General features: G+C 70.0%; 19 protein-coding genes, 1 tRNA gene and 1 pseudogene. 11 read left to right on the forward strand and 10 right to left on the reverse strand.

Annotated features, from left to right (window positions below):
- The 5 genes from DIZ27_RS02290 to DIZ27_RS02310 all read left to right on the forward strand — a co-directional run bounded on the left by DIZ27_RS02290 (position 1) and on the right by DIZ27_RS02310 (position 7104).
- Positions 1-2088 carry a copper resistance CopC/CopD family protein gene (locus tag DIZ27_RS02290; protein ID WP_109376523.1) on the forward strand — a complete coding sequence of 696 codons (2088 nt, stop codon included), beginning with the start codon at positions 1-3 and terminating at the stop codon, positions 2086-2088.
- A 6-nt stretch (positions 2089-2094) separates the two neighbouring features.
- Positions 2095-3387, forward strand: a complete 1293-nt coding sequence (efeB, locus tag DIZ27_RS02295; RefSeq protein WP_109376524.1) for an iron uptake transporter deferrochelatase/peroxidase subunit — start codon at positions 2095-2097, stop codon at positions 3385-3387.
- Positions 3388-3457: 70 nt separating this feature from the next.
- Entirely contained in the window at positions 3458-4390 is a 933-nt protein-coding gene (pheA, locus tag DIZ27_RS02300) for a prephenate dehydratase (RefSeq protein WP_109376525.1), read from the forward strand.
- Between the two features lie 636 nt (positions 4391-5026).
- A complete protein-coding gene (gene serS, locus DIZ27_RS02305; protein ID WP_109376676.1) occupies positions 5027-6304 on the forward strand; it encodes a serine--tRNA ligase in 1278 nt (425 codons plus the stop codon).
- Positions 6301-7104: an HAD family hydrolase gene (locus DIZ27_RS02310; RefSeq protein ID WP_109376526.1), complete on the forward strand. Its 804-nt coding sequence runs from the start codon at positions 6301-6303 to the stop codon at positions 7102-7104. Before serS ends, DIZ27_RS02310 begins: the two co-directional genes overlap by 4 nt.
- Positions 7105-7132: 28 nt before the next feature.
- On the opposite strand, the gene DIZ27_RS02315 is transcribed toward DIZ27_RS02310, so the two are convergent.
- The 5 genes from DIZ27_RS02315 to DIZ27_RS02335 form a co-directional block, all read right to left on the reverse strand.
- Positions 7133-7222 (reverse strand) — tRNA-OTHER (locus DIZ27_RS02315).
- Positions 7223-7526: 304 nt separating this feature from the next.
- Positions 7527-8246 carry an ABC transporter permease subunit gene (locus DIZ27_RS02320; RefSeq protein ID WP_109376527.1) on the reverse strand — a complete coding sequence of 240 codons (720 nt, stop codon included), beginning with the start codon at positions 8244-8246 and terminating at the stop codon, positions 7527-7529.
- 13 nt (positions 8247-8259) lie between these two features.
- Entirely contained in the window at positions 8260-9171 is a 912-nt protein-coding gene (locus tag DIZ27_RS02325) for an ABC transporter ATP-binding protein (RefSeq protein WP_109376528.1), read from the reverse strand.
- Entirely contained in the window at positions 9168-10085 is a 918-nt protein-coding gene (locus tag DIZ27_RS02330; protein ID WP_109376529.1) for a hypothetical protein, read from the reverse strand. The genes DIZ27_RS02325 and DIZ27_RS02330 overlap by 4 nt, the downstream gene beginning before the upstream one ends.
- Positions 10075-11070 (reverse strand): ABC transporter ATP-binding protein, encoded by a 996-nt coding sequence (locus DIZ27_RS02335; RefSeq protein WP_109376530.1) that lies wholly within the window; start codon positions 11068-11070, stop codon positions 10075-10077. Before DIZ27_RS02335 ends, DIZ27_RS02330 begins: the two co-directional genes overlap by 11 nt.
- Positions 11071-11371: 301 nt before the next feature.
- On the opposite strand from DIZ27_RS02335, the gene DIZ27_RS02340 reads away from it, so the two are divergent.
- From DIZ27_RS02340 to DIZ27_RS02360, 5 genes and pseudogenes are all read left to right on the forward strand, one after another.
- The gene (locus DIZ27_RS02340; protein ID WP_109376531.1) at positions 11372-11920 is read left to right on the forward strand and encodes an RNA 2'-phosphotransferase; all 549 of its coding nucleotides are present in this window, start codon (positions 11372-11374) and stop codon (positions 11918-11920) included.
- An 84-nt stretch (positions 11921-12004) separates the two neighbouring features.
- A pseudogene (locus DIZ27_RS02345) lies at positions 12005-12472 on the forward strand (hypothetical protein).
- Positions 12473-12732: 260 nt separating this feature from the next.
- Positions 12733-13605, forward strand: coding sequence for a DUF72 domain-containing protein (locus DIZ27_RS02350; protein WP_109376532.1), 873 nt, complete (start codon positions 12733-12735; stop codon positions 13603-13605).
- A gap of 9 nt (positions 13606-13614) precedes the next feature.
- On the forward strand, positions 13615-14511 hold the full coding sequence (locus DIZ27_RS02355) for an LLM class flavin-dependent oxidoreductase (protein ID WP_109376533.1): 897 nt from the start codon (positions 13615-13617) through the stop codon (positions 14509-14511).
- A 144-nt stretch (positions 14512-14655) separates the two neighbouring features.
- Positions 14656-15564: an HAD family hydrolase gene (locus DIZ27_RS02360; RefSeq protein ID WP_109376534.1), complete on the forward strand. Its 909-nt coding sequence runs from the start codon at positions 14656-14658 to the stop codon at positions 15562-15564.
- A gap of 15 nt (positions 15565-15579) precedes the next feature.
- Here the strand turns inward: DIZ27_RS02360 and DIZ27_RS02365 are convergent, their stop codons facing one another.
- The 5 genes from DIZ27_RS02365 to hisC form a co-directional block, all read right to left on the reverse strand.
- On the reverse strand, positions 15580-16638 hold the full coding sequence (locus DIZ27_RS02365) for a peptidoglycan DD-metalloendopeptidase family protein (RefSeq protein WP_109376535.1): 1059 nt from the start codon (positions 16636-16638) through the stop codon (positions 15580-15582).
- Positions 16639-16817: 179 nt separating this feature from the next.
- Positions 16818-20360, reverse strand: a complete 3543-nt coding sequence (gene cydD / locus DIZ27_RS02370; protein ID WP_109376536.1) for a thiol reductant ABC exporter subunit CydD — start codon at positions 20358-20360, stop codon at positions 16818-16820.
- Between the two features lie 12 nt (positions 20361-20372).
- The gene (gene cydB / locus DIZ27_RS02375) at positions 20373-21377 is read right to left on the reverse strand and encodes a cytochrome d ubiquinol oxidase subunit II (RefSeq protein WP_109376537.1); all 1005 of its coding nucleotides are present in this window, start codon (positions 21375-21377) and stop codon (positions 20373-20375) included.
- Positions 21378-21395: 18 nt separating this feature from the next.
- The gene (locus DIZ27_RS02380; RefSeq protein WP_109376538.1) at positions 21396-22901 is read right to left on the reverse strand and encodes a cytochrome ubiquinol oxidase subunit I; all 1506 of its coding nucleotides are present in this window, start codon (positions 22899-22901) and stop codon (positions 21396-21398) included.
- Between the two features lie 322 nt (positions 22902-23223).
- Positions 23224-24303: a histidinol-phosphate transaminase gene (gene hisC, locus DIZ27_RS02385; protein WP_109376539.1), complete on the reverse strand. Its 1080-nt coding sequence runs from the start codon at positions 24301-24303 to the stop codon at positions 23224-23226.
- A 477-nt stretch (positions 24304-24780) separates the two neighbouring features.
- Here hisC and DIZ27_RS02390 point away from each other — a divergent pair, with 477 nt between their 5' ends.
- Positions 24781-25887 (forward strand): LacI family DNA-binding transcriptional regulator, encoded by a 1107-nt coding sequence (locus DIZ27_RS02390; protein ID WP_109376540.1) that lies wholly within the window; start codon positions 24781-24783, stop codon positions 25885-25887.
- The last annotated feature ends 301 nt before the right edge of the window (positions 25888-26188 follow it).

The following is a 26188-nucleotide window of genomic DNA, read 5'->3' on the forward strand; positions in this document are numbered from 1 at the left end:
GTGACCCAGACCATCGCCCCCCGCGCCCGGATCCTGCTGCTGTTGTTGCTGGCCGTCACCGGCGCGCTCCTCGCCGGGGCCGCTCCCGCGTCCGCGCACGCCGCGCTGACCGGCAGCGACCCCCGGCAGGGGACGGTGGTCGACAAGGCCCCCACCCAGGTCTCGCTCGCCTTCTCCGAACCGGTCGCGGTGAGCGACGACTCCCTGCGCGTCCTCGACCCCAAGGGCAAGCGGGCCGACAAGGGCGACCCCGCCAACCCGAGCGGCACGACGTACACCGTGCAACTGCTCAGCGGACTGCCCGACGGCACCTACACCGTCACCTACCAGGTGGTGTCCGCGGACAGCCACCCCGTCGCCGGCGCCTTCACCTTCTCCATCGGCGCCCCCTCCGAGACCTCCGTCCAGGCCTCCGCCCAGGCGTCCGACGACGGCCCGGTGGGCTGGCTGTACGGCTTCGGGCGGTACATGTCGTACGCCGGGTTCGTGGTCATGGCCGGTGGGGCCGCGTTCGTGCTGGCCTGCTGGCGGCCCGGCACCGGTGTACGGGCCGTGCAGCGGCTGGTCGTCTCCGGGTGGCTCACCCTCACCGCGGCTACCCTCGCACTACTGCTCCTGCGCGGCTCCTACACGCGCTCCGGCAAGGTCGGCGACATCTTCGACATGTCGCTGCTCGGGGAGGTTCTGCAGACCAAGACCGGCGCGGCACTGGTGTCGCGGCTGCTGCTGCTCGCCGCGGCGGCGCTGTTCATCGCGGTGCTCTTCGGGGCCGCCCAGGACCAGCGGGACGACGCGGAGAAGCGGGACCTGACCTTCGGGCTCGCGATCGGGGGAACGGTCGTGGCGGCCGGACTCGCCGCGAGCTGGGCCATGTCCGAGCACGCCTCCCAGGGGCTCCAGCCCGGCATCGCGATGCCGGTCGACATCGTCCATCTGCTGGCCGTCGCCGCCTGGCTCGGCGGACTCACCGCCCTGCTCGTGGCGCTCTACCGGGCCCCCGCCGAGACCGCCGTCGACGCGGCCGCCGTCCAGCGGTTCTCGCGGCTCGCGTTCGGCAGTGTGGTCGCCCTGGTCGTCACCGGGATCTACCAGAGCTGGCGGCAGCTCGGCTCTTGGTCGGCGTTGACCGACACCCGGTACGGGCAGTTGCTGCTCGCCAAGATCGGGCTCGTGGTGGTCATGGTCGGGCTGGCGTACTTCTCACGGCGGTGGACGGCACGACTCGTCGGGACAGGCGAGCCGGCGGGCCGCCGGGAGACGGCCGAGACGGAACCCGTGGCGGCCGTGGCCACTGTGAGGACCGGTGCCGGGGAGACCGGTGCTGAGACGGCCGGTGCCCGGGAAGCCGGGACCGGGACGGAGGAGGCCGGGCCCGAAGTCACGGCTCACACCGACACCGACACCGACGTGGAACGGGTGACGGCCGCGGTCGGCACGGGGCAGGCCGAGATCCGGAGGGCGGAAGCGTCCGGCCCCGGGGCGAAGGCCGGCGAGGACTCCGCGCGGGCCGCTCAGCTCGCCCGGCAGCGGGCAGCCGTGGAGACCGCCCGGCAGAAGCGGCTGCGGGACGCCGACCCGAACCGCTTCGGGCTGCGTCACTCGGTGCTCGCCGAGGCCGGTGTCGCCGTCGTCCTGCTCGCGATCACCACCGTGCTGACGCAGACCGAGCCGGGGCGTACGGAGCAGGAGGCCAAGGCCGCTTCCTCGTCCTCCGCCCCGTCGTCACCCTCGTCCGCCCAGGGAACCGGTGCGGTGACCCTGAACATGCCGTTCGACACCGGCGGCAAGGAGGGCGAGGGCGTCGTCACGATCGATCTGAACCCCGCGCGCGTGGGCGGCAACGACATGCACATCTATGTGGAGCGAACCGACGGCGGGACCCTCGACGTCCCCGAACTGAAGGTCGCCTTCACCCTCTCCTCCAAGGACATCGGGCCGCTGCCCGTCGTGCCCGACCGCATCGCCGCCGGGCACTGGTCGGCGAGTGGTGTGCAGATCCCCATGGCGGGCGACTGGACGGTCGAGGTGACCGTGCGGACCTCCGACGTCGACCAGGTGACCGTCTCCAAGAACGCGCAGATCGGCTGAACCACCATGACTGACCAGTCCACTCCGGAGGCCCGCATCCCCGCGGCGCCGGAAACCCGGGAAGGAGTCGCCGTACCGGCCGACCGGAAGGGCATCTCCCGCCGCCGTCTGCTCGGCACCGCCGGGGCCACCGGGCTCGTGCTCGGCTCGGCGGGCAGCGCCGTGGGCTACGCCGCCGCGCCCTCCGGGGCGACCCCACTGGCCTCGGTGGGCGAGGGCAAGGCAATGTTTCACGGGAAACATCAGCCCGGCATCACCCAGGGGCTCCCGGCCCGCGGCCATCTCGTCGCCTTCGACCTGGCGCCGGGCGCCGGACGCAAGGAGGCCGCTGCCCTGCTGCGCCGCTGGTCGGAGACGACCCGGCGGCTGATGGCGGGCGAGCCGAGTGCCGACGGCGACACCGATGTGGCCCGCGACGCCGGTCCCTCCTCGCTGACCGTCACCTTCGGCTTCGGCCACAGCTTCTTCGAACGCACCGGTATGGAGGAACAGCGTCCGGTCGCCCTGGACCCGCTGCCCGACTTCTCCTCCGACCACCTGGACAAGGCACGCAGCAACGGCGACCTGTGGGTGCAGATCGGCGCCCATGACGCCCTCGTCGCCTTCCACGCACTGCGCGCCGTACAGAAGGACGCCGGTTCGGCGGCCCGGGTGCGCTGGCAGATGAACGGCTTCAACCGCACACCGGGTGCCACCGCCCGTCCCATGACCGCCCGCAACCTGATGGGCCAGGTCGACGGCACCCGCAATCCGAAGCCGGCCGACCCGGACTTCGACCAGCGGATCTTCGTACCGGAGAACGGCGAGCCCGCGTGGATGGCGAACGGCTCCTACGCCGTCGTACGGCGCATCCGCATGCTTCTCGACGACTGGGAGAAACTCGCGGTCAAGGAGCAGGAGGCCGTCATCGGGCGCCGCAAGTCCGACGGGGCACCGTTGTCCGGAGGCACCGAGACGTCCGAGATGGACCTGGAGAAGACGGACTCCAGAGGAAATCTGGTCGTCCCCATCAACGCCCACGCCCGGATCACCCGCCCCGACCAGAACGGCGGCGCGGCGATGCTCCGGCGCCCGCTCTCGTACCACGACGGCATCGACGCGGACGGCGTGCCCGACGCGGGTCTGCTGTTCATCTGCTGGCAGGCCGACCCGCTGCGAGGCTTCGTACCGGTACAGCGCAAGCTGGACCGGGGGGACGCGCTGACGCCGTACCTCCGACACGAGGCGAGCGGACTGTTCGCGGTGCCGGGCGGCGCGGCGGAGGGTGAGTATGTGGGACAGCGGTTGCTGGAAGGGTGAAATTCGCCTCGCGTCACTCCTGGGAGCACAGACGAAGGTGCGGTCGGCGTGAGCCCATTAGGGTGAGGCCATGCCATCGAGCTATGCGTATCTCGGCCCCGAGGGCACCTTCACCGAGGTGGCCCTGCGCACCCTTCCGGAGGCGGCCACCCGGGAGCTGATCCCGTATGTGTCCGTGCAGTCCGCACTCGACGCGGTACGGGCCGGTGAGGCCGAGGCCGCGTTCGTCCCCATCGAGAACTCCGTCGAGGGCGGCATCACCACCACCCTCGACGAACTGGTCGCGGGCACCCCTCTGATGATCTACCGCGAGGTGCTGCTGTCGATCACCTTCGCGCTGCTCGTCCGCCCCGGCACCGAGCTGTCGGACATCAAGACGGTCACCGCCCACCCTGCCGCCCAGCCACAGGTGCGCAATTGGCTGAAGCAGCACCTCCCGGACGCCGCCTGGGAATCGGCCGCCTCCAACGCGGACGGGGCCCGTCTGGTGCAGGAGGGCCGGTACGACGCGGCTTTCGCCGGCGAGTTCGCGGCGGCCCGGTACGGGCTGGAGGCCCTGGAGACCGAAATCCATGACGCGGAGAACGCCCAGACCCGCTTCGTGCTGGTCGGACGCCCGGCCCGGCCCGCCGCACCCACTGGTGCGGACAAGACGTCCATCGTGCTGTGGCAGCGCAACGACCACCCCGGTGGCCTGCGCGACCTGCTGGGCGAGTTCGCCACACGGGGCGTCAACCTGATGCTGCTCCAGTCCCGGCCCACCGGTGCCGGTATCGGCAATTACTGCTTCTGCATCGACGCCGAGGGCCATATCTCGGACCGCAGGGTGGCCGAGACGCTGATGGGACTCAAGCGGGTCTGTCTTCAGGTGCGATTCCTCGGTTCGTACCCGCGTGCGGATGTGCGGCCGTCAGAGGTACGGGATCCGCTGCCCGGGACGTCGGACACCGAGTTCGCGTCCGCGGCGGACTGGGTGGCGCGATGCCAGGACGGCCGGTTCTGAGGGGCCCCAGCCGGGGTGGGCCGGTCCTACCTGCTGATTTTCGTTATCCACAGAAGTTATCCACAGGCCCGCTTCTCGACCTGGGGACAAGTCGACAGCATTGCCCCGTTCGGTCGATAAATCTCCCCGGTGTCCATGATTGCATTCACACGCCCATGGATCGCCCTTCGCCCACTCTTTTCCTTTCAGTAACCCTTTGGGGCGACCCCTCCCTCCTCGAAAGTGGAGGTAAGGGGAGTTCGCGCCGGGAATCCCCCCTCCGGCCACGCGTTTCGGAGTGATCGATTCCGGCGTCCACAGATTTCCTTCACACCCTGTGGATAACTTTCGAAAGGCTGTGGACACCTGTGGACAACCAGACCTCGAGTCCCGTTTCTCGCAAGGAATTCCAGTCAACGAGCCCCCTGTGTGACTGACTCCTTCCAGGGAGTGGGCCCCTCGCATTGACCACCCAGGACACCTTCCGGCGACCACCCGTCGATCACCCCGTCGCTCCGTCACCCCGTCACTCCGCCACCCCCGTTGACCTCATCGACTTCGGGGACATATCGCACACATCCCCCATAACGGAATGTGATCGGTCCCCTCGGAATAGTGAGTCGTGTGCTGTCACCGCGCACCGGTAGCCTTGACCGCGTGATTGACCTTCGCCTGCTCCGTGAGGACCCCGACCGTGTGCGCGCTTCGCAGCGTGCCCGTGGAGAGGACGTCGCGCTCGTCGACTCCCTCCTGTCCGCCGACGAACGGCGGAGGTCGTCCGGCGTCCGCTTCGACGAGCTGCGCGCCGAGCAGAAGGCGCTCGGCAAGCTCATCCCCAAGGCGACCGGCGACGAGAAGGCCGAGCTGCTGAAGAAGGCAGGCACACTCGCCGCCGACGTCAAGGCGGCCGACGCCGAGCGGGACGCGGCAGCGGCCGAGGCCCAGGAGCTCCTGGGCCGGCTGAGCAATCTCGTCCACCCCGACGTCCCCGTCGGCGGTGAGGATGACTTCGTCACGCTGGAGACGCACGGCACCGCCCGCGACTTCGGCGCCGAGGGATTCGAGCCCAAGGACCACTTGGAGCTCGGTCAGCTCCTCGGCGCCATCGACGTCGAGCGCGGCGCCAAGGTCTCCGGCTCCCGCTTCTACTTCCTGACCGGCGTCGGCGCCCTGCTCGAGCTGGCGCTGGTGAACGCCGCGATCGCCCAGGCCACCGCGGCCGGCTTCACACCGATGCTGACCCCGGCCCTGGTCCGTCCCCAGTCCATGGCGGGCACCGGCTTCCTCGGCCAGGCGGCCCAGGACGTCTACCACCTCGAGAAGGACGACCTCTACCTGGTCGGCACGTCCGAGGTACCGCTCGCCGCGTACCACATGGACGAGATCATCGACGCCGACCGGCTGCCGCTGCGCTACGCGGGCTTCTCGCCCTGCTTCCGCCGCGAGGCCGGCTCGCACGGCAAGGACACCCGCGGCATCTTCCGCGTGCACCAGTTCGACAAGGTCGAGATGTTCTCCTACGTCACTCCCGAGGAGTCGCAGGCGGAGCACCAGCGGCTGCTGGAGTGGGAGAAGCAGTGGCTGACGTCGCTGGAGCTGCCGTTCCGTGTGATCGACGTCGCCTCGGGCGACCTGGGCTCCTCGGCCTCGCGCAAGTACGACTGCGAGGCGTGGATCCCGACCCAGGGCAAGTACCGCGAGCTGACCTCGACCTCGGACTGCACCGAGTACCAGTCCCGCCGGCTCCAGATCCGGGTGCGTGACGGCAAGACGGTGCGTCCGCTGGCCACGCTCAACGGCACCCTGTGCGCCGTGCCCCGCACCATCGTGGCGATCCTGGAGAACCACCAGCAGGCGGACGGCTCGGTGCGGGTGCCCGAGGTGCTGCGTCCGTACCTGGGTGGTCGGGAGTTCCTGGAACCGGTCGCCAAGTGAGCACGCCGTTCCCCTACCAGCTCATCGCCACCGACCTCGACGGCACGCTGCTGCGTGACGACCACTCGGTCTCCCGCCGCACCCGTGACGCGCTCGTCGCGGCCACCGAGGCGGGCGCCGCCCACATCGTCGTCACCGGGCGCGCGGTTCCCTGGACCCGGCCCATCCTCGACGACCTCGGCTACCGGGGGCTCGCCGTCTGCGGCCAGGGTGCCCAGGTGTACGACGCGGGAGCACACCGGCTGCTCACCTCGGTGACGCTGGACCGGCAGCTGGCCGCGGTGGCGCTGGCCAAGATCGAGGCGGAGGTCGGTCCGCTGCACCTGGCCGGGAGCCGTGACGGGCTGGACGGCGAGGTGCTGGTGGGGCCCGGCTACGAAGTGCGGGGACCGCTGCCCGCGATTCCGTTCACGGATGCGTCGGACCTGTGGGCTGCGCCGCTGAACAAGGTGTACATCCAGCACCCGACCCTCACCGACGACGAACTCGCCGATGCGGCCACACGCACCGCGGGCGGCTTCGTCACCGTCACCATGGCGGGAGAGGGCATCGTCGAACTGCTCCCTCTCGGTCTGTCCAAGGCCACCGGGCTGTCCCTGGCCGCTCGTCGGCTGGGGGCGAAGGCCACGGGGACGATCGCGTTCGGCGACATGCCGAATGACATCCCGATGTTCGCCTGGGCCGCGCATGGCGTCGCCATGGCCAACGCCCACCAGGATCTGCGGGCGGTGGCCGACGAGGTGACGTCCTCCAACGAGGAGGACGGAATCGCGGTGGTGGTGGAGCGGTTGCTGGGCTGAGGCCCGGCGTTCGGCGTTCGGCGTTCGGCGGAGGATGCACGGATCGAACGTGCGCGGGCTTTCCAGGCCCGACCATGGCTTGAACCAAGCCAGTGCCTTACCACTCGGCCAATCCTCCGGGTGGGCGGCCCACGCGACGATGTGCGCGTGCTCGAAACGGCCGCCCCGGGCAGGTCCCCGTGCGGGACGGACTCGACGGAGCAGTATGGACTACTCCGGAATCCGCCGTGGGCTGCCCTGACGGGAGCCGGACGTACTGCCGTGCATGGACATCGCCCCGCTCCTCTCCCAGCAGACGGCGCCGGACCTTCCCGGCGATGCGGACACCACCACTCTGCCCGCCGAGGGGGTCCGGCGCCACCGAATTTGAACGCGGCGGGCGGCGCCTGCCCGGCCGCCGCCCGCCGCTCGACCGAAAGCCCTCACTCCTCGCCTGCGAGCGTGAGCGTGCGCAGCTTCTGCCCGGCGTACCAGGTGGCCAGCACGGTGACGACGACCAGCAGGATCGTCGCGGTCGTCAGACCGACGTCCGAGGTGACCAGGTCACCGCCGGCGACCTTCTGGGCCACCGCCAGCGACCACTGCTGGATGCTCAGCGTGCGGGCACCGGGCACCAGGGAACCGAACAGGGCCTCCCAGACCAGCGCGTAGACCAGACCGAACACCACCGCGTGCCGGGAGACCGTGCCGAGCAGCAGGAAGAGCGCCGCGTACGCGATGGAGGCGACCAGTGCGGCCACCGTGTAGGCGACGGCGATCTGCTGGCCGTTGCCGTTGAGGATGAAGCCCGCGACCAGGGTGGGCACCGCCGAGAAGACCATCGTCACGGCGATCGCCACGATCAGCTTGGTGTAGATGATCGTGGGCCGTTTGATCGGCTTGGACAGCAGGTAGACCACCGAGCCGTCGTCGATCTCGGGGCCGATCGCACCGGTACCCGCGATGACACCGATGATCGGCACCATGGTGGCGAGCGCCAGCCCGCCGAGGACGTCGGCCGCAGTCTGGTCGTCGGCACCGGCGAGGGCTCGCACCGCCAGGGAGATCGCGACCAGCAGCAGCGGCAGGGCGCCGAGGATGAGGGCCCGGCGACGGCCGAGCAGGGCCCGGTAGGTGAGCCGGGCGACTGTGGGGTCGTACATGGTGTTCGGCCTCCTACGCCGCGACGAGATACGAGAAGACGGACTCGAGGGACTCGTCGGACGGCGAGACCGTGAGCAGGCGGATGCCGTGTTCCTTCGCGACCCTGGGCAGCAGGGACGTGAAGCGGCCGAAGTCGACGGCCTGGATCCGCAGCACGCCCTCACTGTGGTCGACCTCGATGCCGGACGTGGACGGGTCCGCGATCAACGCGGCCGCGAGGGCGCGGTCGTCACTGGAGCGCACCAGGTAACGGTGCGGGCGGTCCGTCATCAGCCGGCGGATCTTGCGGAAGTCACCGCTGGCCGCGTGCCGGCCGGCGACGACGACCTCGATGTGCCAGGCGAGCTGCTCGACCTCCTCGAGGATGTGGGAGGAGAACAGCACGGTGCGGCCCTCGTCGCCCATGCGCCGCAGCAGGTCCATCAGCTGCATGCGCTGGCGCGGGTCCATTCCGTTGAACGGCTCGTCCAGCAGGAGCAGGGACGGCTCGTGGACCAGCGCGGAGGCCATCTTCACGCGCTGTCGCATGCCCTTGGAGTACGTGGCGATCTTGCGGTCCTGCGCGTACTCCATCTCGACCGTCGCCAGTGCCCGCTGAGCCTCCTTGGCTCCCAGTCCGTGCAGTTCGGCGTTGGCGAGGACGAACTCGCGGCCGGTGAGGAAGTCGTACATCGCCTCGCGCTCGGGGACGATGCCGATGTGCCGGTAGATCTTCTCGTTGCGCCACACCGCCTGCCCGTCGAGGGTGACGGTGCCGGTGGAGGGAGCGAGGAAGCCGGCCATCATGTTGATGAGGGTGGACTTTCCGGCGCCGTTGGGGCCGAGCAGGCCGGTGACGCCGGGGCCGACGGTCATGGTGATGTCGTTGACGGCGACCACGTTGCCGAACCAGCGGGAGACATGGTCGATGGAGAGCGTGGTCACAGGCCCACCTTCCGGTAGCGGCGCGTCAGGAGGCCGTAGCAGGCCGCGATCAGGCCGAGGGTGAAGAGGACGTACACCACGCCCTCGCCGTTCGTCGGGCCCACTCCGCCCGGGAAGGTGGAGACCGCACCGAGGAAGGCGGACTGCACACCGTCGATGAGAGTGACCGGCGAGAACAGCCCGATCCAGGCGATCGCCCCGGAACTGCCCTGGAACTCGGCGATCGCCTGGAGGGTGGAGACCGCTCCGTAGGAGATGGTCAGGACGGCGATCACGGCGGCGATGCCGAAGCCGCGGCGCGGGGTGACCGCGGCGATGACCAGGCCGATACCGGCGAAGAGCAGCGAGAGCAGTGCCACGGAGACGAGTCCCTGTGCGAATCCCTTGGTCTGGTCGGTGAAGTCGAGTTCGGCCAGCAGCGCACCCGCATAGAGCACCAGCAGGGGGGTGGCGGTCAGGATGAACAGGGCCGTGGCCAGGGCCGCGAACTTGGCGCGTACGTAGTCGGCGGTCTCGATGGGCCGCGAGAAGTACAGCGGCACGGTCTTGAAGCGCAGGTCGCGCGAGACGGACTGGGGTGCCTGCGAGGCGACGTACAGGCTGATGACGGCCTGCATGATGATCGCGTAGCGCGTGTAGTCGACGGGCAGTTCCTTCGCCTTGGTGGCCACGGCGACGGCCACCATGATGGCGGCGGGCACGCACATCACCACGAACAGCAGCATCGGCAGCACCTTGGACTTCACCGAGCGGCCGAGGCCGTAGGAGCCGCGCAGGGACTGCGAGAACAGCGAGAGCCTGGCGTAGGAGCGGCCGAGGCGGGGGCCGTCGTAGGAGCGGTAACCGATGTTGTGGATTCGGGTCTGGTCACCCGACGTCGGTGCGGGTGTCCGCAGGGGCTGCTCAACCGCCATGGCCGACCGCCTCCTTCCGCTGCTCGCCGTTGCCGGTGTCGGGGCCGGCCGCGGTGTCGGTGTCGTTCTTGAAGACCTCGGAGATGTGGTGGCGGCGCTGTTCCATGCGCACCAGGCCGAGCCCGAGGTCGGCGATCACGTCCCGCACCAGGTCGTAGGTCTCCTCACCCTGTGTCGTGAGCAGGAGGATGTGGCCGGCGCCCGGCAGTCCGCTGCCGTCCTGGACGGTCACCCCGCGCGTGTGGAGCGCGTCACGCACCGCGCGGGTGCCGTCCGGGTGCTCGTCGGTGTCGGTGACCTCGATCGCGAGGGTCGTCGTGATCTGGGTGAAGTCCGTGGTGGAGCTGGAGCGCAGCAGCTTGCCGCCGTCGACGACGACCACGTGGTCGCAGGTGCGCTCGAGTTCGCCCAGCAGGTGGGAGGTGACCAGGACCGAGATGCCGAAGTCGGTGTGGATCCGGCGGATCAGGCCGAGCATCTCGTCGCGGCCGACGGGATCGAGACCGTTGGTCGGCTCGTCCAGGAAGACCAGTTCCGGGTCGTGCACCAGGGCCTGTGCGAGCTTCACACGCTGCTTCATACCGGTGGAGTAGCCGCCCATGGGGCGGTAGCGCTCCTCGTACAGGCCGACATGGCGCAGGGTGTCCGCGGTGCGCTCCCGCGCGGCGGTGGGCGGCAGGCCGGACATGCGGGCCATGTGGACGACGAACTCGGTGGCCGAGACGTCCGGCGGCAGGCAGTCGTGCTCCGGCATGTAGCCCACCCGCTCGCGGATGGCGGCGCCCTCGGTCGCGACGTCGAGGCCGAGCACTTCTGCGCGGCCCTCCGTGGCGGGGGACAGACCCAGAAGGATCTTGATCAGTGTGGACTTGCCGGCTCCGTTGGCTCCGACGAGTCCGGTCACACCGGGCCCGACATCCATGGAGAGCCGGTCAAGCGCGGTCACCCTGGGGAACCGCTTGCTCAGGCTTTCGGTCGCGATCACAGTCACGCCCCCGACGTTAGTGGCCCGCGCCACGTGAGTCGTCAGACCGGAGAGCCGTCTTGGAGTCCCCCTGGAGTCGTACGGGCCCGTAGGGGGTCCTTCACCGGGGAGTGGTACGGGACGTGGGCGGTGCGCCGGATCGCCCGGGTGAAGCCGTCCTTCTGAGAAGACCGGTGGAACTTCGAAGCGGTTGTCCACAGGAGAACCCAATTCCGCTGTGGATAACCACACCTGACTGTGGATCAAACATCCTGGGCGAAATTGATCGCGTGATGCACATCTCTTCCGGCAGGCTGGACGGATGGATGAAGGACGCACCGTGAAGGTGTCGAAGTACCTCGCCAGGCATCTGCGCCATACGCCCGAGGAGATCGGGCTCGCCCTCGACGAGGCCGGCTGGGTCGAGATCGAGGCGCTGATCGCCGCGGCGACCACGCACGGTTTCCGGTTCACCCGGGCGGAACTGGAGCACGTGGTCGCCGCCAACGACAAACAGCGCTTCGCGATCGAGGGCACCCGGATTCGCGCCAGCCAGGGTCACAGCGTCGAGATCGACCTGGGACTGCCGTCGGCCGTCCCACCGCCGTATCTCTTCCATGGCACCGTCGGCCGCCACTTGGCCGCCATCCGCGCCGAGGGCCTTCTGCCCATGGACCGGCACGACGTACACCTCTCCGCCGACCGCGCGACGGCGGCCCGCGTCGGTGCCCGCAGGGGCCGCCCGGTGGTGCTCTCCGTGGACGCGGCAGCCATGCACCGCGACGGCCACGTCTTCCGGGTGAGCGCGAACGGCGTATGGCTGACCGCCGCCGTACCCGCTCGGTATCTGCGGTTCTCCGAGAGCCACTGACACGACGGTTCCCCTCCGGCCCCGCCACCCACGAGTTCCTCCTGGGCGGTGCTGGCGTGCTTTCCCGACGGCCGACGACGCCGCATGATCAGCGGTATGGACCACCTGCCCACCACCGAGGCCGCCGTCACCGCCCTTCGGGCGCTCGCCGAGAGGTACGAGCGCGAGATCCCTCAAGATCAAGATCACCCATGACGTAGGCGCCGACCAGACGTCACGCCGCACCGCGCGGGCGTGGGAGTCACCACCGACCCGGACGGCTCCCTCCCCCATGAGGCCTACGTCGAGTTCGGCGACCTGCCCAGGGTCAGTGTGCGGCTCTATCCCGAGGACGACGCGCTGATCGACGTGGAGGACGTGGAGTGCCCCGACATCCCCCGCGACCAGGTCCCGGCCTTCCTTCGCTCCGTCTTCGGCGGTCTCGCCTACGTCAGAGGGCGGCGCTTCCCGCCGGGTCACTTTCTGATGGTGCCGCTGCCCGGGGACCGGGCGCACAAGGAGTTCATCCCGATGATCGTCCTCACACCCTGGCTGAGCGCGCGCGTGCGGTGAGCGTCTTGCATTGATCGTTTCACGTGAAAGACCAGGGTGCTCAGAGTCGAGCAGGCTCTGGTCTCGAAGGCATGATCCTGCGCCCGAGCACCATGCCCCTTCCGGAACGAGCCGTGGTTCGCTGCGCTCCCGATCCTGACCGGCGGCTCCGGCGGAACCACCGGGGTCCGTTGCGGACCGCCGGGCGGATGGCCCCACATGCCGAACGAATCCGTCACCGCATGATGAATCCGTCACCGCCTGCGGGGAAGACAGGCGGGATGGGAGAGATCCGGGTCGGAACCTGCTCGTGGACGGACAAGGCGCTGGTGTCCAGCGGCTGGTATCCGGCAGGCCACCGCGACGCGGAGGGCAGACTGCGGCACTACGCCACACAGTTCCCGGTGGCAGAGGTGGACTCCACCTACTACGGGCTGCCCAGCGCCCGTAACAGCGTTCTGTGGACCGACCGCACTCCTGAGGGCTTCCGGTTCGACGTGAAGGCGTTCTCCCTGCTCACCGGACATCCGACACGGCCGGAAGCGCTGCCCGCCGAACTGCGCCCGGCCCTCGCACGGCAGCGGGGGCGGGCAGGCATCGACCCCGGACTGCTCGACGATGTGTGGGATCGGTACAGCGCGGCCCTCGAACCACTGCGCACGTCCGGTCGTCTGGGGACACTGGTTTTCCAGTTCCCGCACCGACTCGTACCAGGGAGGCCGGCAGTGGAATTCCTGCGCCGGTGCCGTGAGCGTGCCGCGGGATGGCCGATGGCCGTGGAGTTCCGACACCCCGGCTGGTGGCGCGAGGAGCAGGTCGATGCGACGGCCGCCCTGCTGACGGAGCTGGACACGACCGCTGTGGCCGTGGACATGGTGCAGGCGCTTCCCGCTTCCGTGCCACCGGTCGTACGGGTCACCACCCCGGAACTCGCCCTGGTGCGCTTCCACGGTCGCAACAGCGCGTGGGGAACCGGCACCAAGGAAGAGAGGTTCCGCCACTCGTACACGCCCGAAGAACTCTCCGAGTGGACACCGCGCGTCCGCGAGATGGCCGAGCAGGCGCGGGAGGTCCACGTCCTGTTCAACAACTGCTGCGGTGACGCCGCCGTCCGTGCCGCGCAGTCGATGCGGCACCTGCTCGGTCTCTCGTAGGGTCTTCCCATGCGACTGAGCACTGTGATTCTGCCGATCGACCGCTGGCACGAGGGGGGCCGCGACAAGTGGCGGCGCGCCGAGGAGCTGGGCTTCCACGCCGCCTACACCTACGACCACCTGTCCTGGCGGACCTTCCGGGACGGCCCCTGGTTCGGCGCGGTCCCCACGCTCACCGCCGCCGCGGCGGCCACCGAACGGCTCCGGCTCGGCACGCTCGTCACCTCGCCGAACTTCCGGCACCCGGTGACCCTCGCCAAGGAGCTGATCTCCCTCGACGACATCTCCGGCGGGCGCGTCACCCTCGGTATCGGCGCGGGCGGAACCGGTTTCGACGCCACCGCGCTCGGCCAGGAGCCGTGGACACCGCGCGAGCGGGCCGACCGCTTCGCGGAGTTCGTTCCCCTGCTCGACCGGCTGCTCACCGAGGACTCCGTGTCGTACCAGGGCGACTTCTACTCGGCGCACGAGGCCCGCGGCATCCCGGGTTGTGTGCAGCGGCCCCGGTTGCCGTTCGCCGTGGCCGCCACCGGACCGCGCGGACTGCGGCTCGCCGCACGGCACGGGCAGGCGTGGGTGACCACGGGCGACCCGAAGCTGTACGAGAGCGGAACGCCCGAACAGTCGGTTCACGCCATGCGCGGTCAGATGGAGAAGCTGGCCGACGCCTGCGCCGAGCGCGGGCGGGACGTGGCCGAACTGGACAAGATCCTGCTCACGGGATTCACCCCGGACCGGGGCCGTCCGCTGGAGTCCCTGGACGCGTTCGTCGACTTCGCGGGCCGCCACACGGAGCTGGGATTCACCGAGATCGTGCTCCACTGGCCCATCCCGGACTCGGACTTCGCGGCGGACCAGAAGATCTTCGAGCGGATCGCCATGGAGGCGCCGGCGCAGCTGCCCTGAGCAGGAGCCCGACCGGACGGGACGATGCCCGTGCCCCCACGGCAACCGCTTCACCGCGCACTCCGGGGAGCGTCGAAGAGCGGTAACCACTCATATGCGCGGAGTACCGCACGGTCGTGCGGGCGCATACGGGACAATGACCGGGTGACCTCAGCGATCCGACAGCCCGCGGCTCCGGGCTCTCCCCAGTTCTCGACCTCGCTCGAGCAAGAAGGCAGCCCCGTCGCCCCACCGCGGCTCATCGCCACCGACCTCGACGGCACCCTGCTGCGCGACGACAAGTCGGTGTCCCCCCGCACGGTCGCCGCGCTGGCCGCCGCCGAGGAGGCGGGCATCGAGGTTTTCTTCGTCACCGGCCGCCCGGCCCGCTGGATGGACGTCGTCAGCGACCATGTCCACGGCCACGGGCTCGCCATCTGCGGCAACGGCGCCGCCGTCGTCGACCTGCACGGCGGCCCCGGCACCCACCGCTTCGTGAAGGTGCGGGAGCTCGCCCGGCAGAACGCGCTGGACGCGGTGCGGCTGCTGCGCGACGCCGCACCGGGCACCGTGTACGCCGTCGAGCAGACCTACGGCTTCAACCAGGAGCCGGCGTACCCGAAGCTGCACATGGAGGTCCCGGACCTCCTGGCCCCGGCCGAGGAACTGCTGGCGCCGGACGCCCCCGCCGCCGACGAACCGGTACTCAAGATCCTCGCCCACCACCCCGAACTCGAACCCGACGCCTTCCTCACCCTGGCACGGCTGGCCATCGGCACCCGTGCCAACGTCACCCGCTCCAGCCCGAGCGCCCTGCTGGAGATCAGCGGTCCCGACGTGTCCAAGGCGAGCACGCTCGCCCTGTGCTGCGCCGAGCGCGGAATCTCACACGAGCAGGTCGTGGCGTTCGGGGACATGCCCAACGACATCGAGATGCTCACCTGGGCGGGTCGTTCCTATGCGATGAGCAATGCCCACCCGGACGTCCTCGCCGCCGCCTCGGGGCAGACGGTCGCCAACAACGAGGACGGAGTGGCCGTGGTGATCGAACAACTGCTTGCGGAACACTCCTGAGCGTCGGGGGCCCGCTCAGAGGGTCAGGCCTCGTTGTGCCAGCCACGACACCGGATCCACCGCCGAGCCCATCTCCGGTGTGACCCGCACCTCGAAATGCAGATGTGGTCCGGTGGAGTTGCCGCTGGTCCCGGACTGACCGATCCACTGCCCGGGCGAGACACGGTCGCCCTGGTCGACGGCGACGGCGGCCAGATGGGCGTACTGCGTGTAGTAGCCGCCCGTGTGCTGGACCACGATCTCGATGCCGAAGGCCCCTCCGCAGGACACCTTCACCACCCTGCCCGCGCCCACGGACCGCAACGGCGTGCCGATCGGCACCGCGAAGTCCTGCCCGGTGTGCCGGTTCGCCCAGAGTGCGCCGCCACTCCCGTAGGACGCGGACAGCACATAGGTCTCCACCGGTGACACCCAGGAATCGGTGAGCCGGAACTCCGGCTGGTCGAGCCGCACCGCACCACGGCAGGAGCCGGCCGTGACCGAGGCGTCCGCCTGCCCCTGCAGCTGCCACCGCGCCGACTCGAGTTTCTGCTCGATGCCGTTCTTCAGGTCGGCGAGTTCCTTGTTCCGCTTTTCCAGCGCCTTCCACGCTCCCGCCGCCTTCGCCTCGCTACGGGCGATCCGTGCCTCGGCCCGTGCGTTCTTCTCGATCGCGTGGTCGAGGGCCACATGCGCCTTCCACAGGGCTCGCTGACCTCGCATCATCTCCTCGGGATCGTCCGCGAGGAGGATGTGCGCGGTCAGCGGCACCCCACCACCGGTGCGGTACTGGGACCGCGCGATCCGGCCCAGATCCCCGCGCAGGACAGCGGACTCCTCCCGCTCCCGGTCGAGCAGCTTCTCCAGCCGCTGTGCCTCGGCCCGCTGCCGGTCGGCCTCGCGCCTGCCCGCCTCGTACTTCAGGGTCGCCGCGGCCGCTTCCTCGTAAAGCCGCACCACCTGTGCACTGATACCGGATTCCGGGCCACGGCCGGGGGCCTGGGGCACCTCGCCGTCGGTGGGCCGGGCGGCGAGCACGGCGAGCGCGCACAGCGGCACGGCGACGAGCAGCGGATGACGGCGGGTGAGGCGCATGACAGCGATCCTTGCGCCGCTCGGGCACCCGGTCCTGTTCATGTCGTACGCCTGGGGGAGCGTGCGACCCGGATGGACCAGCGATACCGCCGAAAAGGGGCCCATCCGGTCGGGGGTGACGCCTTGTCACGCGTGCCCCTCGTGGTCACGCTTGCGGCGTCCCGGACTCCGCGTCCCGGTCAGTTCACCACCGCCAGCCGGTCCGACTCGGCTTCGCGCCGCAGCATCCGCCGCAACGGCCCGGCCACAGCGGCCAGTTCCCCGTACGTTCCGCGCTGCACCACGCGTCCCTCGTCCAGCACGATCACCTCGTCCACCGCCGCCAGTCCGGCCAGCCGGTGGGTGATGAGCAGTGTCGTACGGCCCTCGGTGGCGGCCAGCAGATCGGCGGTGAGCGCGTCCGCGGTCGGCAGGTCGAGGTGCTCCGCGGGCTCGTCCAGCACCAGCACGGGGAAGTCCGCGAGCAACGCCCTGGCCAGCGCCAGGCGTTGCCGCTGGCCCCCGGAGAGCCGTGCCCCGTGCTCGCCGACGAGGGTGTCCAGGCCGTCGGGCAGACTGTCGGCCCACTCCAGCAGCCTGGCACGAGCGAGCGCGTCGCGCAGTTCGCCCTCGGTGGCGTCCCGCTTCGCGAGCAGCAGGTTCTCGCGCACCGAGCTGTCGAAGAGGTGGGCGTCCTGCGCGCACAGCCCGACCAGCCGTCGCACGTCGTCGCCGTCCAGGGCGTACGCGTCCACACCGGCCAGCGTGTACGAGCCCGCCCCCGGGTCCAGGAGCCGCAACAGCACCTGTGCGAGCGTCGTCTTGCCGGAGCCGGACGGGCCGACCACCGCGATCCTGCGGCCCTGCTCCAGCCTCAGGTCCAGCCCGGCGAGCGCGTCCCGTTCCTGCCCGGCGTGCCGGGCCTCGAGCCCCTTGACCACGAGCGGGAACGGCGACGCGGGCGCCTGCCGGGGCCGTTCCGGCTCCTGCACGGGCACCGGGGCGTCCAGCACCTCGTACACGCGTTCGGCGCTCTTGCGCACTCGCTGCCGGTACTGCACGGCGAGCGGCAGTCCGAGTACGGCCTCGAAGGCCGCCAGCGGGGTGAGGACGACGACGGCCAGCGCCACGCCGTCCAGTCGACCGGCGGCCACCGCCTGCACGCCGACGAGAGCCGCGGCCGTGACGGTCAGGCCCGAGATCAGTGCGGTGAGTCCGTCTCCGAGGGCGGTGGCGGTGGCCGCGCGCGAGGCGATCCGGGTGAGCACTCCGTCGGCCCGTCGTGTCTCTGTGGTCCGCGTGGGCAGAGCGCCCGCGACCGTCAGCTCCGCGGTTCCGGTGAGCAGGTCGGTGACGCGGGTCGCGAGGACTCCGCGGGCGGGCGCCAGTCGGCGCTCCGCACGCCGGGCCACGGCGCCCGTGATCGCCGGTACACCGGCTCCCGCCGCGAGCAGCCCGGCCGCGAGCACGGCTCCGGCCTCGGGGAGCAGCCAGGCCGTGAAGCCGACGGACAGAGCCGAGACGACCACCGCCGCACCCGCCGGAAGCAGCCAGCGCAGCCAGTAGTCCTGCAGTTCGTCCACGTCGGCGACCAGCCGGGAGAGCAGATCGCCCCGGCGTGTCCCTCGCAGTCCGGCAGGTGCCAGCCGCTCCAGCCGCCGGTACACGGCGACCCTGGTGTCGGCCAGCATCCGCAGCACCGCGTCGTGCGACACGAGTCGCTCGGCGTACCGGAACACGGCCCGTGCGAGGCCGAAGGCCCGCGTCGCCGTCACGGCGATCATCAGATAGAGCACGGGCGGCTGCTGCGAGGCCCGGGAGATGAGGTATCCGGACGTCGCCATGAGGCCCACGGCGCTGCCCAGCGCGACACTGCCGAGCAGCAGCGCGAACGTGAGTCGCCCTCGTCGGGCGCCGGACAGCGCGCGGACGCGGGCCAGCACCCCACGCGCGCCGGTCTCCGCGGCAGCCTCTGCCGGGACGCCCTCCGGGCCGGACCGCGCCGAGTCTTCGGCGGAGGCGGGAGCGGCCCCGGGGGTGCGTTCGGTGAGCAGAGGCTCCCGGTCGACGCCGACGTGGTCCGCCGGTCCGGGCCGCGCCCGGTCACCGGGAGCGGGTTCCGTCACGCGCACCACGCGGTCCGCCACCGCCAGCAGAGCCGGCCGGTGCGCCACCAGCAGCACGGTCCGACCGGCCGCCAGCCGCCGTACCGCTGCCACGACCTCGGCCTCGGTGGCCCCGTCCAGCGCGGCCGTCGGCTCGTCGAGCAGCAGCACGGGCCGGTCCGCGAGGAAGGCGCGGGCCAGCGCGAGCCGTTGCCGCTGCCCTGCGGACAGTCCCGCCCCGTCCTCGCCCAGCGCGGTGTCGGCGCCCTCGGGCAGCGCGTCCACGAATTCCAGGGCGCCCGCGTCCCGCAGGGCGCGGCGAACGGCGTCGTCATCCGCGTCGGGCCGGGCCAGGCGTACGTTCTCGGCGATCGTCCCGGCGTACAGGTGCGGTCGCTGCGGCACCCAGGCCACCCGACTGTGCCACTGTGCCGGATCGACACCGGCGAGATCGGCTCCCCCGATCCGCACCCGTCCCTCGGTCGGCCGCACGAAGCCCAGCAACACGTTCAGCAACGTCGACTTGCCGGCCCCGCTCGGCCCGACGAGCGCGACCGTCTCCCCTGGCTCGACGGAGAAGGACACGTTCGACAACGCGTCCACCGACCGTCCGGGATAGCGGACGGTCACGTCCTCGAAGGACAGGGCACCCGACGGCACCGCGCCGGTCCCCGGCGTCGGCACGGGTGTTTCCAGGACCGAGAAGATCTCCTCGGCGGCGGCCAGTCCCTCCGCTGCGGCGTGGTACTGCGTACCGACCTGCCGCAGCGGCAGATACGCCTCGGGCGCGAGGATCAGGATGACCAGGCCGGTGTACAGGTCCATCTCGCCGTACACGAGCCGCATGCCGGTCGTCACGGCGACCAGCGCCACCGAGAGGGTGGCGAGAAGTTCCAGCGCGAAGGAGGAGATGAAGGCGATCCGCAGGGTCCGCATGGTCGCCCGGCGGTATTCGGCGGTGATCCGCCGGATCGACTCCGCCTGCGCCTTGGCCCGCCCGAACACCTTCAGCGTCGGCAGGCCGGCGACGACGTCCAGGAAGTGGCCGGACAGCCGGGACAGCAGCTCCCACTGCCGGTCCATCCGGGACTGGGTGACCCAGCCGATCAGCATCATGAAGACCGGGATGAGCGGCAGGGTGACGACGATGATCGCCGCCGAGACCCAGTCCTCGGTGACGATCCGCGCCAGCACCGCCACCGGAACGACCACAGCGAGCCCCAGCTGGGGCAGATAGCGCGAGAAGTAACCGTCGAGGGCGTCGACCCCACGGGTCGCCAGGGCGACCAGCGAACCGGTCCGCTGCCCGGTCAGCCATCCCGGGCCGAGTGCCGTGGCCCGCTCCAGCAGCCGACCCCGCAGCTCCGACTTGACCGCCGCGCTCGCCCGGTGCGCGGCCAGCTCGGTGAGCCAGCCGACCAGGGCACGGCCGACCGCGACACAGGCCAGGAGCACCACGGGAGTGCCGAGTTCGGTCAGGTCCAGGCCGTGCTGGAAGGCACCCACCACCACCTCGGCGATGAGCATGGCCTGAGCGATCACCAGCCCCGCGCCGACGACGCCCAGGGTGACGACCGCCACCAGGAAGAGCCGCGTGGCACGGGCGTAACGGAGCAGTCGCGGGTCGATTGGTTTCACGTGAAACACACCTCAGTGCACGGGATCGGCGATGTGCTGGGTGCCGATCCGCTTGCGGAAGACCCAGTACGTCCAGCCCTGGTAGAGCATGACGAACGGCGTGGCGATCACCGCGAGCCAAGTCATGATCTTCAGGGTGTAGGGGCCGGAGGAGGCGTTGGTGACGGTGAGGCTCCAGTCCGCGTTCAGCGTGGACGGCATGACGTTCGGGAAGAGCGTCAGGAAGAGCATCGCCACGGCGGCCACGATGGTGACACCGGACAGGGTGAACGACCATCCCTCGCGCCCCGCCCGGTTCGCCACCAGGGCGCCGACCAGCGCGGCGACCGTGACCACCAGCGCGATCAGACTCGCGCCGTCACCGCCGTCGGCCTGCGTCCACAGCAGGAAGACCAATGCCAGCGCGGCCGTGACCAGCCCCACGCGCTGCGCCAGCTGTCGCGCCCGTCCCCGGATCTCACCGACGGTCTTGAGCGACGCGAACACCGCACCGTGGAAGGTGAAGAGCGTCAGCGTGACCAGGCCGCCCAGCAGGGCGTACGGGTTGAGCAGGTCCAAGACGCTGCCCACGTACTCGAACTCGGAGTCGATCTTCACTCCGCGCACGATGTTCCCGAACGCCACGCCCCACAGGAACGCGGGGATGAGCGAGGTCCAGAAGATCGCCGTCTCCCAGTTGCGCTGCCAGCGCTCCTCCGGCCGCTTCGCCCGGTACTCGAAGGCGACGCCCCGGATGATCAGGCAGACCAGGATGACCAGCAGCGGCAGGTAGAAGCCGGAGAAGAGCGTGGCGTACCACTCGGGGAAGGCGGCGAAGGTCGCGCCGCCGGCCGTGAGCAGCCACACCTCGTTGCCGTCCCAGACAGGGCCGATGGTGTTGATCAGCACCCGCTTCTCGGCGCGGTCGCGGGCGAGCAGCCGGGTGAGGATCCCGATCCCGAAGTCGAAGCCCTCCAGGAAGAAGTAGCCGATCCACAGGACGGCGATCAGAACGAACCAGACGTTGTGCAATTCCATGACTGTGGCTCCCTCGGCCTAGTACGAGAAGGCCATCGGCTTGTCGGCGTCACGGGGATCGCCGCCGATCTTCGTGGGCGGGTTGAGGTCGGCCTCGGTGAGCTCGGGCGGACCCGCCTTGACGTACTTGGCGAGCAGCTTGACCTCGATGACGGCCAGGACGGCGTAGAGCAGGGTGAAGACACTCATCGAGGTGATGACCTCGGCCTGGGACACACCGGGGGAGACCGCGTGGCGGGTCTGCATCAGGCCGTAGACGACCCAGGGCTGCCGGCCCATCTCTGTGAAGATCCATCCCCAGGCGTTGGCGATCAGCGGGAACGCCATCGTCCAGAGCGCCAGGCGCCAGTACAGCCGGGTGAGCCGTGCCCCGAGCGGCTTCTTCAGCAGCACCAGATGCGGGACCTCGTCCTCCCCGGTGCGCAGGGCGGCCGGCAGCAGGAACCTCTTCCGCGTGAGCCAGAGTCCCAGCAGGGCGAGCGACAGGGACGCCATGCCGAAGCCGATCATCCATCGGAAGCTCCAGTAGGCGACGGGGACGATGGGCCGGTAGTCACCGGGCCCGAACTCCTCCTGCAGGGCCTCATTGGTGTCGTTGATTCCGGGCACATGCGACTCGAAGTCACCGTGAGCGAGGAAGGACAGCAGCCCGGGGATCTCCAGCGCGACCTTGTTGTGTCCCTTGTCGACGTCTCCGTACGCGAACACGGAGAACGGTGCCGGGCCCTCGCCGTCCCACAGCGCCTCCGCGGCAGCCATCTTCATCGGCTGCTGCTCGTACATGACCTTGCCGAGGGTGTCCCCGCTGACCGCGGTGAGCAGCCCGCCGACCGCCATGGTGACCAGGCCGAGCCGGAGCGACGTCCGCATCACGGGTATGTGCTTCTTGCGCATCAGGTGGAAGGCCGCGATGCCCACCACGAAGGCGCCGCCCGTCAGGAAGGCCGCCGAGAAGCTGTGGAAGACCTGGTTGAGCGTGGTGTTCTGGGTGAGCACCAGCCAGAAGTCGGTGAGCTCGGCGCGGCCCTTCTCCTCGTTGATCCGGTAGCCGACCGGGTGCTGCATCCAGGAGTTGGCCGCGAGGATGAACCAGGCGGACAGCAGGGTGCCGAGCGAGACCATCCAGATGCAGGCCAGGTGGATCTTCTTGGGCAGCTTGTCCCAGCCGAAGATCCACAAGCCGATGAAGGTGGACTCGAAGAAGAAGGCGAGCAAGGCCTCGAAGGCGAGCGGGGCGCCGAAGACGTCACCGACGAACCGCGAGTAGTCGGACCAGTTCATGCCGAACTGGAACTCCTGCACGATGCCGGTGACCACGCCCATCGCGATGTTGATCAGGAAGAGCTTGCCCCAGAACTTCGTCGCCTTGAGGTACTTCTCCTTCTCGGTGCGCACCCAGGCGGTCTGCAGCCCGGCGGTGAGGGCGGCCAGCGAGATCGTCAGGGGAACGAAGAGGAAGTGGTAGACGGTGGTGATACCGAACTGCCATCGCGCCAGGGTCTCCGGCGCCAGAGCCAGGTCCACGTCGTCGCTCCTTACATCGCTGCGTCACAGCGACCGCTTGATCCCGTTCATCCCCCACATCCCGGAAGAAACAGGATGCGCTTGTGAACGCGTTCACATTCACAAGCAATTATGACCTACTGCTTTTCGTATCCGGAAGGGGGGTCCCCTGTGACGTCAACCCCTTGGGGATCGCTTCGGGGAGACAGGGGTGGCAGGGGCGACAGGGTCGACATGAAGGCGACACGCTGCCAGGGGGAGGAACATCAACAGCCGGCCGACGGCTGAACCGTCGGCCGGCTGTTCCGGTTGCGAGACTGGGGCGGTCCGAGGCCCCGGGCGGCTACAGCTCCCTGTGGAAGGCCTCCGTCACCTTCAGGAAGATGTCGTTGGCCTCGGTCTCGCCGACCGTCACTCGCGCCCCCTCCCCAGGGAACGGCCTGACTACCACGCCCGCCTGCTCGCACGCCTGCGCGAACGCCGCCGTGCGCTCCCCCAGCCTCAGCCACACGAAGTTGGCCTGGCTCTCGGGCACCTTCCAGCCCTGAGCACGCAGCGCGCCCATGACCCGGTTGCGCTCACACACCAGCGAACCGACCCGGCCGATGAGCTCGTCCTCGGCACGCAGCGAGGCGATCGCCGCGTCCTGCGCGACCTGGCTCACACCGAACGGCACCGCCGTCTTGCGCAGCGCCGCGGCCACCGGCTCGTGGGCGATCGCGAAACCTACGCGCAGCCCGGCCAGCCCGTAGGCCTTGGAGAAGGTCCGCAGCACACAGACATTGGGCCGCTCCCGGTAGATCTCCACGCCGTCCGGCACCTCGGGGTCACGGATGAACTCACGGTAGGCCTCGTCGAGCACCACCAGGACATCGCGGGGCACCCGGTCGAGGAAGCGCTCCAGTTCGGCCCGCCGGACCACCGTGCCGGTCGGGTTGTTGGGGTTGCAGACGAAGATGAGCCGGGTCCGATCGGTGACCGCCTCGGCCATCGCGTCGAGATCGTGCACATCGCCCGGGGTCAGGGGCACCTGCACGGGGGTGGCACCGCTGATCCTGGTGATGATCGGGTACGCCTCGAACGAGCGCCAGCCATAGATCACCTCGTCGCCGGGGCCCGAGGTGGCCTGCAGCAGCTGCTGGGCGATGCCGACCGAGCCGGTGCCGGTGGCCAGGTGGGAGACCGGGACGGCGAAGCGCTCGGCCAGCTCCGCCATCAGGGCCGTGCAGGCCATGTCGGGGTAGCGGTTGAAGGAGGACGCCGCGGAGGCGATGGCCTCCATCACCCCCGGCAGCGGTGGATACGGGTTCTCGTTGGAGGACAGCTTGTAGGCCACCGGACCACCGGCCGCCGCCGGTTTGCCCGGTTTGTACGTAGGGATACCCTCCAGCTCGGCGCGCAGCTTGGGGCTGGTCTCGCTCACCGCAGTCCTCCTCCGAAGACCGGCGGCCCATGACCGCCGCCGACATCCAATACTGCTCACCTTATGAGGATTCGACGCGGCGGAGTAGAGAAGCCGTTGCGGGGAGACACCGCTGCGTGGGCACGTACAGCGGCAACAGAAGGCGCCTCCGTGCCATCCGTCCCTTCAGCAACAGGGGCATCGCTGTGTGAAGGCACACAAAGGGCGTCCGAGCCGGGGGCGCGCCGCACATATATCTACGCGCCGGTGGCTCGCGCCGTGGCGCGCATCCCCCGTGCAGGTGAGTTGAGACCTCTTCGCAACATCGCCCCCTCGGCAGGCCCGCATGGGCCGACACGCCAGGTCTTGGCATTGGAACATCCAACATCCTTGCTTTGCAAGGAACTTACCCTTTAATGATCATGCAGAAACGTGCCTGTCAACGCATGCATATGCGTCCGCCCTACCCCACCGCATGAGCCCTACTATCGGCTCGCCATGACAGCAGCAGGGAAGCACCAGGTGAGCCGCGCGGAAACCTCACGCCGAGGCAGCAAGCCGGGTCGAGCGGGCATCAGGGACGTGGCCGCCGCCGCCGGAGTCTCCATCACGACCGTCTCCGATGCCCTCAACGGCAAGGGCAGGCTCCCGGACGCCACCCGGCGCCACGTCCGCGAGGTCGCCGACAGACTGGGCTACCGGCCCTCGGCCGCCGCCCGCACGCTCCGTACCGGCAAGTCGGGACTCATCGGCCTGACCGTGACGACATACGGGGAAGAACCTTTCACCTTCACCGAGTTCGCGTACTTCGCCGAGATGGCGCGTGCCGCCACCTCCGCCGCGCTCGCCCGCGGCTACGCCCTCGTGATCCTCCCCGCGACCTCCCGACACGACGTGTGGTCCAACGTCGCTCTGGACGGCACGGTCGTCATCGATCCCTCGGACCAGGATCCGGTCGTCAGTGAACTGGTCCGGCAGGGTTTACCGGTCGTCTCCGACGGCCGTCCGGCCGGCTCGCTCCCGGTCACGGCCTGGGTGGACAACGACCACGAGGCCGCAGTCCTCGGCATCCTCGACCACCTGGCCGCCGCGGGCGCCCGCCGCATCGGCCTGCTGACCGGGACCACGACCGACACCTACACCCACCTGTCGACCACCGCGTATCTGCACTGGTGCGAGCGCGTCGGCCAGGACCCGGTGTACGAGTCCTATCCGGCACACGATCCGTGCGCCGGCGCCGTCGCCGCCGACCGGCTGCTCGCCCGTCCCGACCGTCCCGACGCCGTCTACGGCCTGTTCGATCCCAACGGCACCGATCTGCTCGCCGCCGCGCGCCGCTACGGCCTGCGCGTCCCGGAGGACCTGCTGCTCGTCTGCTGCAGCGAGTCCACCGTCTACGCCAGCACCGAGCCGCCCGTCACCACCCTCTCGCTCAAACCACGACGCATCGGCACGGCTGTGGTCCAGCTGCTCATCGACGCCATCGAAGGGGTCGATCCGGAACACACGGTGGCGCAGGTGATACCCACCGAGCTGATCGTGCGCACCTCGTCGCAGCGCCGACCACCACGCACGACGGTCAGCCCGCCGCGGTCGCCGGCCTGACCGGCAGAAAAACCGCAGGCCCCCGGAAAGGACGACCGGGCCCGGCTCCCGGAGGGGGAAGGGACGGCTCCCCCTCCGGGAGCCGCTGCTTACGGAAGTGGGCCGGCTGCCCTGAGACGGACGTACGCGGTCCCAGGAGGAGCCGGCACGGCCGGGTGGCCGCAACTACGGGCGAAGCCCTGACCAAATGGGGCGAAAACCGCGGCGAGCTGGAGTCTTGCTCCAATTCACCACCCCTGGGTCATCACATGGCACGATCCGCGTTCCTATGATGGGCCCACGACACCGCGGGCCGCTGCGA

The organism is Streptomyces sp. NWU339, from assembly GCF_003143855.1.
Lineage (GTDB): Bacteria > Actinomycetota > Actinomycetes > Streptomycetales > Streptomycetaceae > Streptomyces.

Coding starts and splice junctions, on each gene's coding strand:
- efeB (WP_109376524.1), top strand. CDS start 2,095: ATGACTGACCAGTCCACTCCGGAGGCCCGCATCCCCGCGGCGCCGGAA.
- pheA (WP_109376525.1), top strand. CDS start 3,458: ATGCCATCGAGCTATGCGTATCTCGGCCCCGAGGGCACCTTCACCGAG.
- DIZ27_RS02320 (WP_109376527.1), bottom strand. CDS start 8,246: ATGTACGACCCCACAGTCGCCCGGCTCACCTACCGGGCCCTGCTCGGC.
- DIZ27_RS02330 (WP_109376529.1), bottom strand. CDS start 10,085: ATGGCGGTTGAGCAGCCCCTGCGGACACCCGCACCGACGTCGGGTGAC.
- DIZ27_RS02340 (WP_109376531.1), top strand. CDS start 11,372: ATGGATGAAGGACGCACCGTGAAGGTGTCGAAGTACCTCGCCAGGCAT.
- DIZ27_RS02350 (WP_109376532.1), top strand. CDS start 12,733: ATGGGAGAGATCCGGGTCGGAACCTGCTCGTGGACGGACAAGGCGCTG.
- DIZ27_RS02355 (WP_109376533.1), top strand. CDS start 13,615: ATGCGACTGAGCACTGTGATTCTGCCGATCGACCGCTGGCACGAGGGG.
- DIZ27_RS02365 (WP_109376535.1), bottom strand. CDS start 16,638: ATGCGCCTCACCCGCCGTCATCCGCTGCTCGTCGCCGTGCCGCTGTGC.
- cydB (WP_109376537.1), bottom strand. CDS start 21,377: ATGGAATTGCACAACGTCTGGTTCGTTCTGATCGCCGTCCTGTGGATC.
- DIZ27_RS02390 (WP_109376540.1), top strand. CDS start 24,781: ATGACAGCAGCAGGGAAGCACCAGGTGAGCCGCGCGGAAACCTCACGC.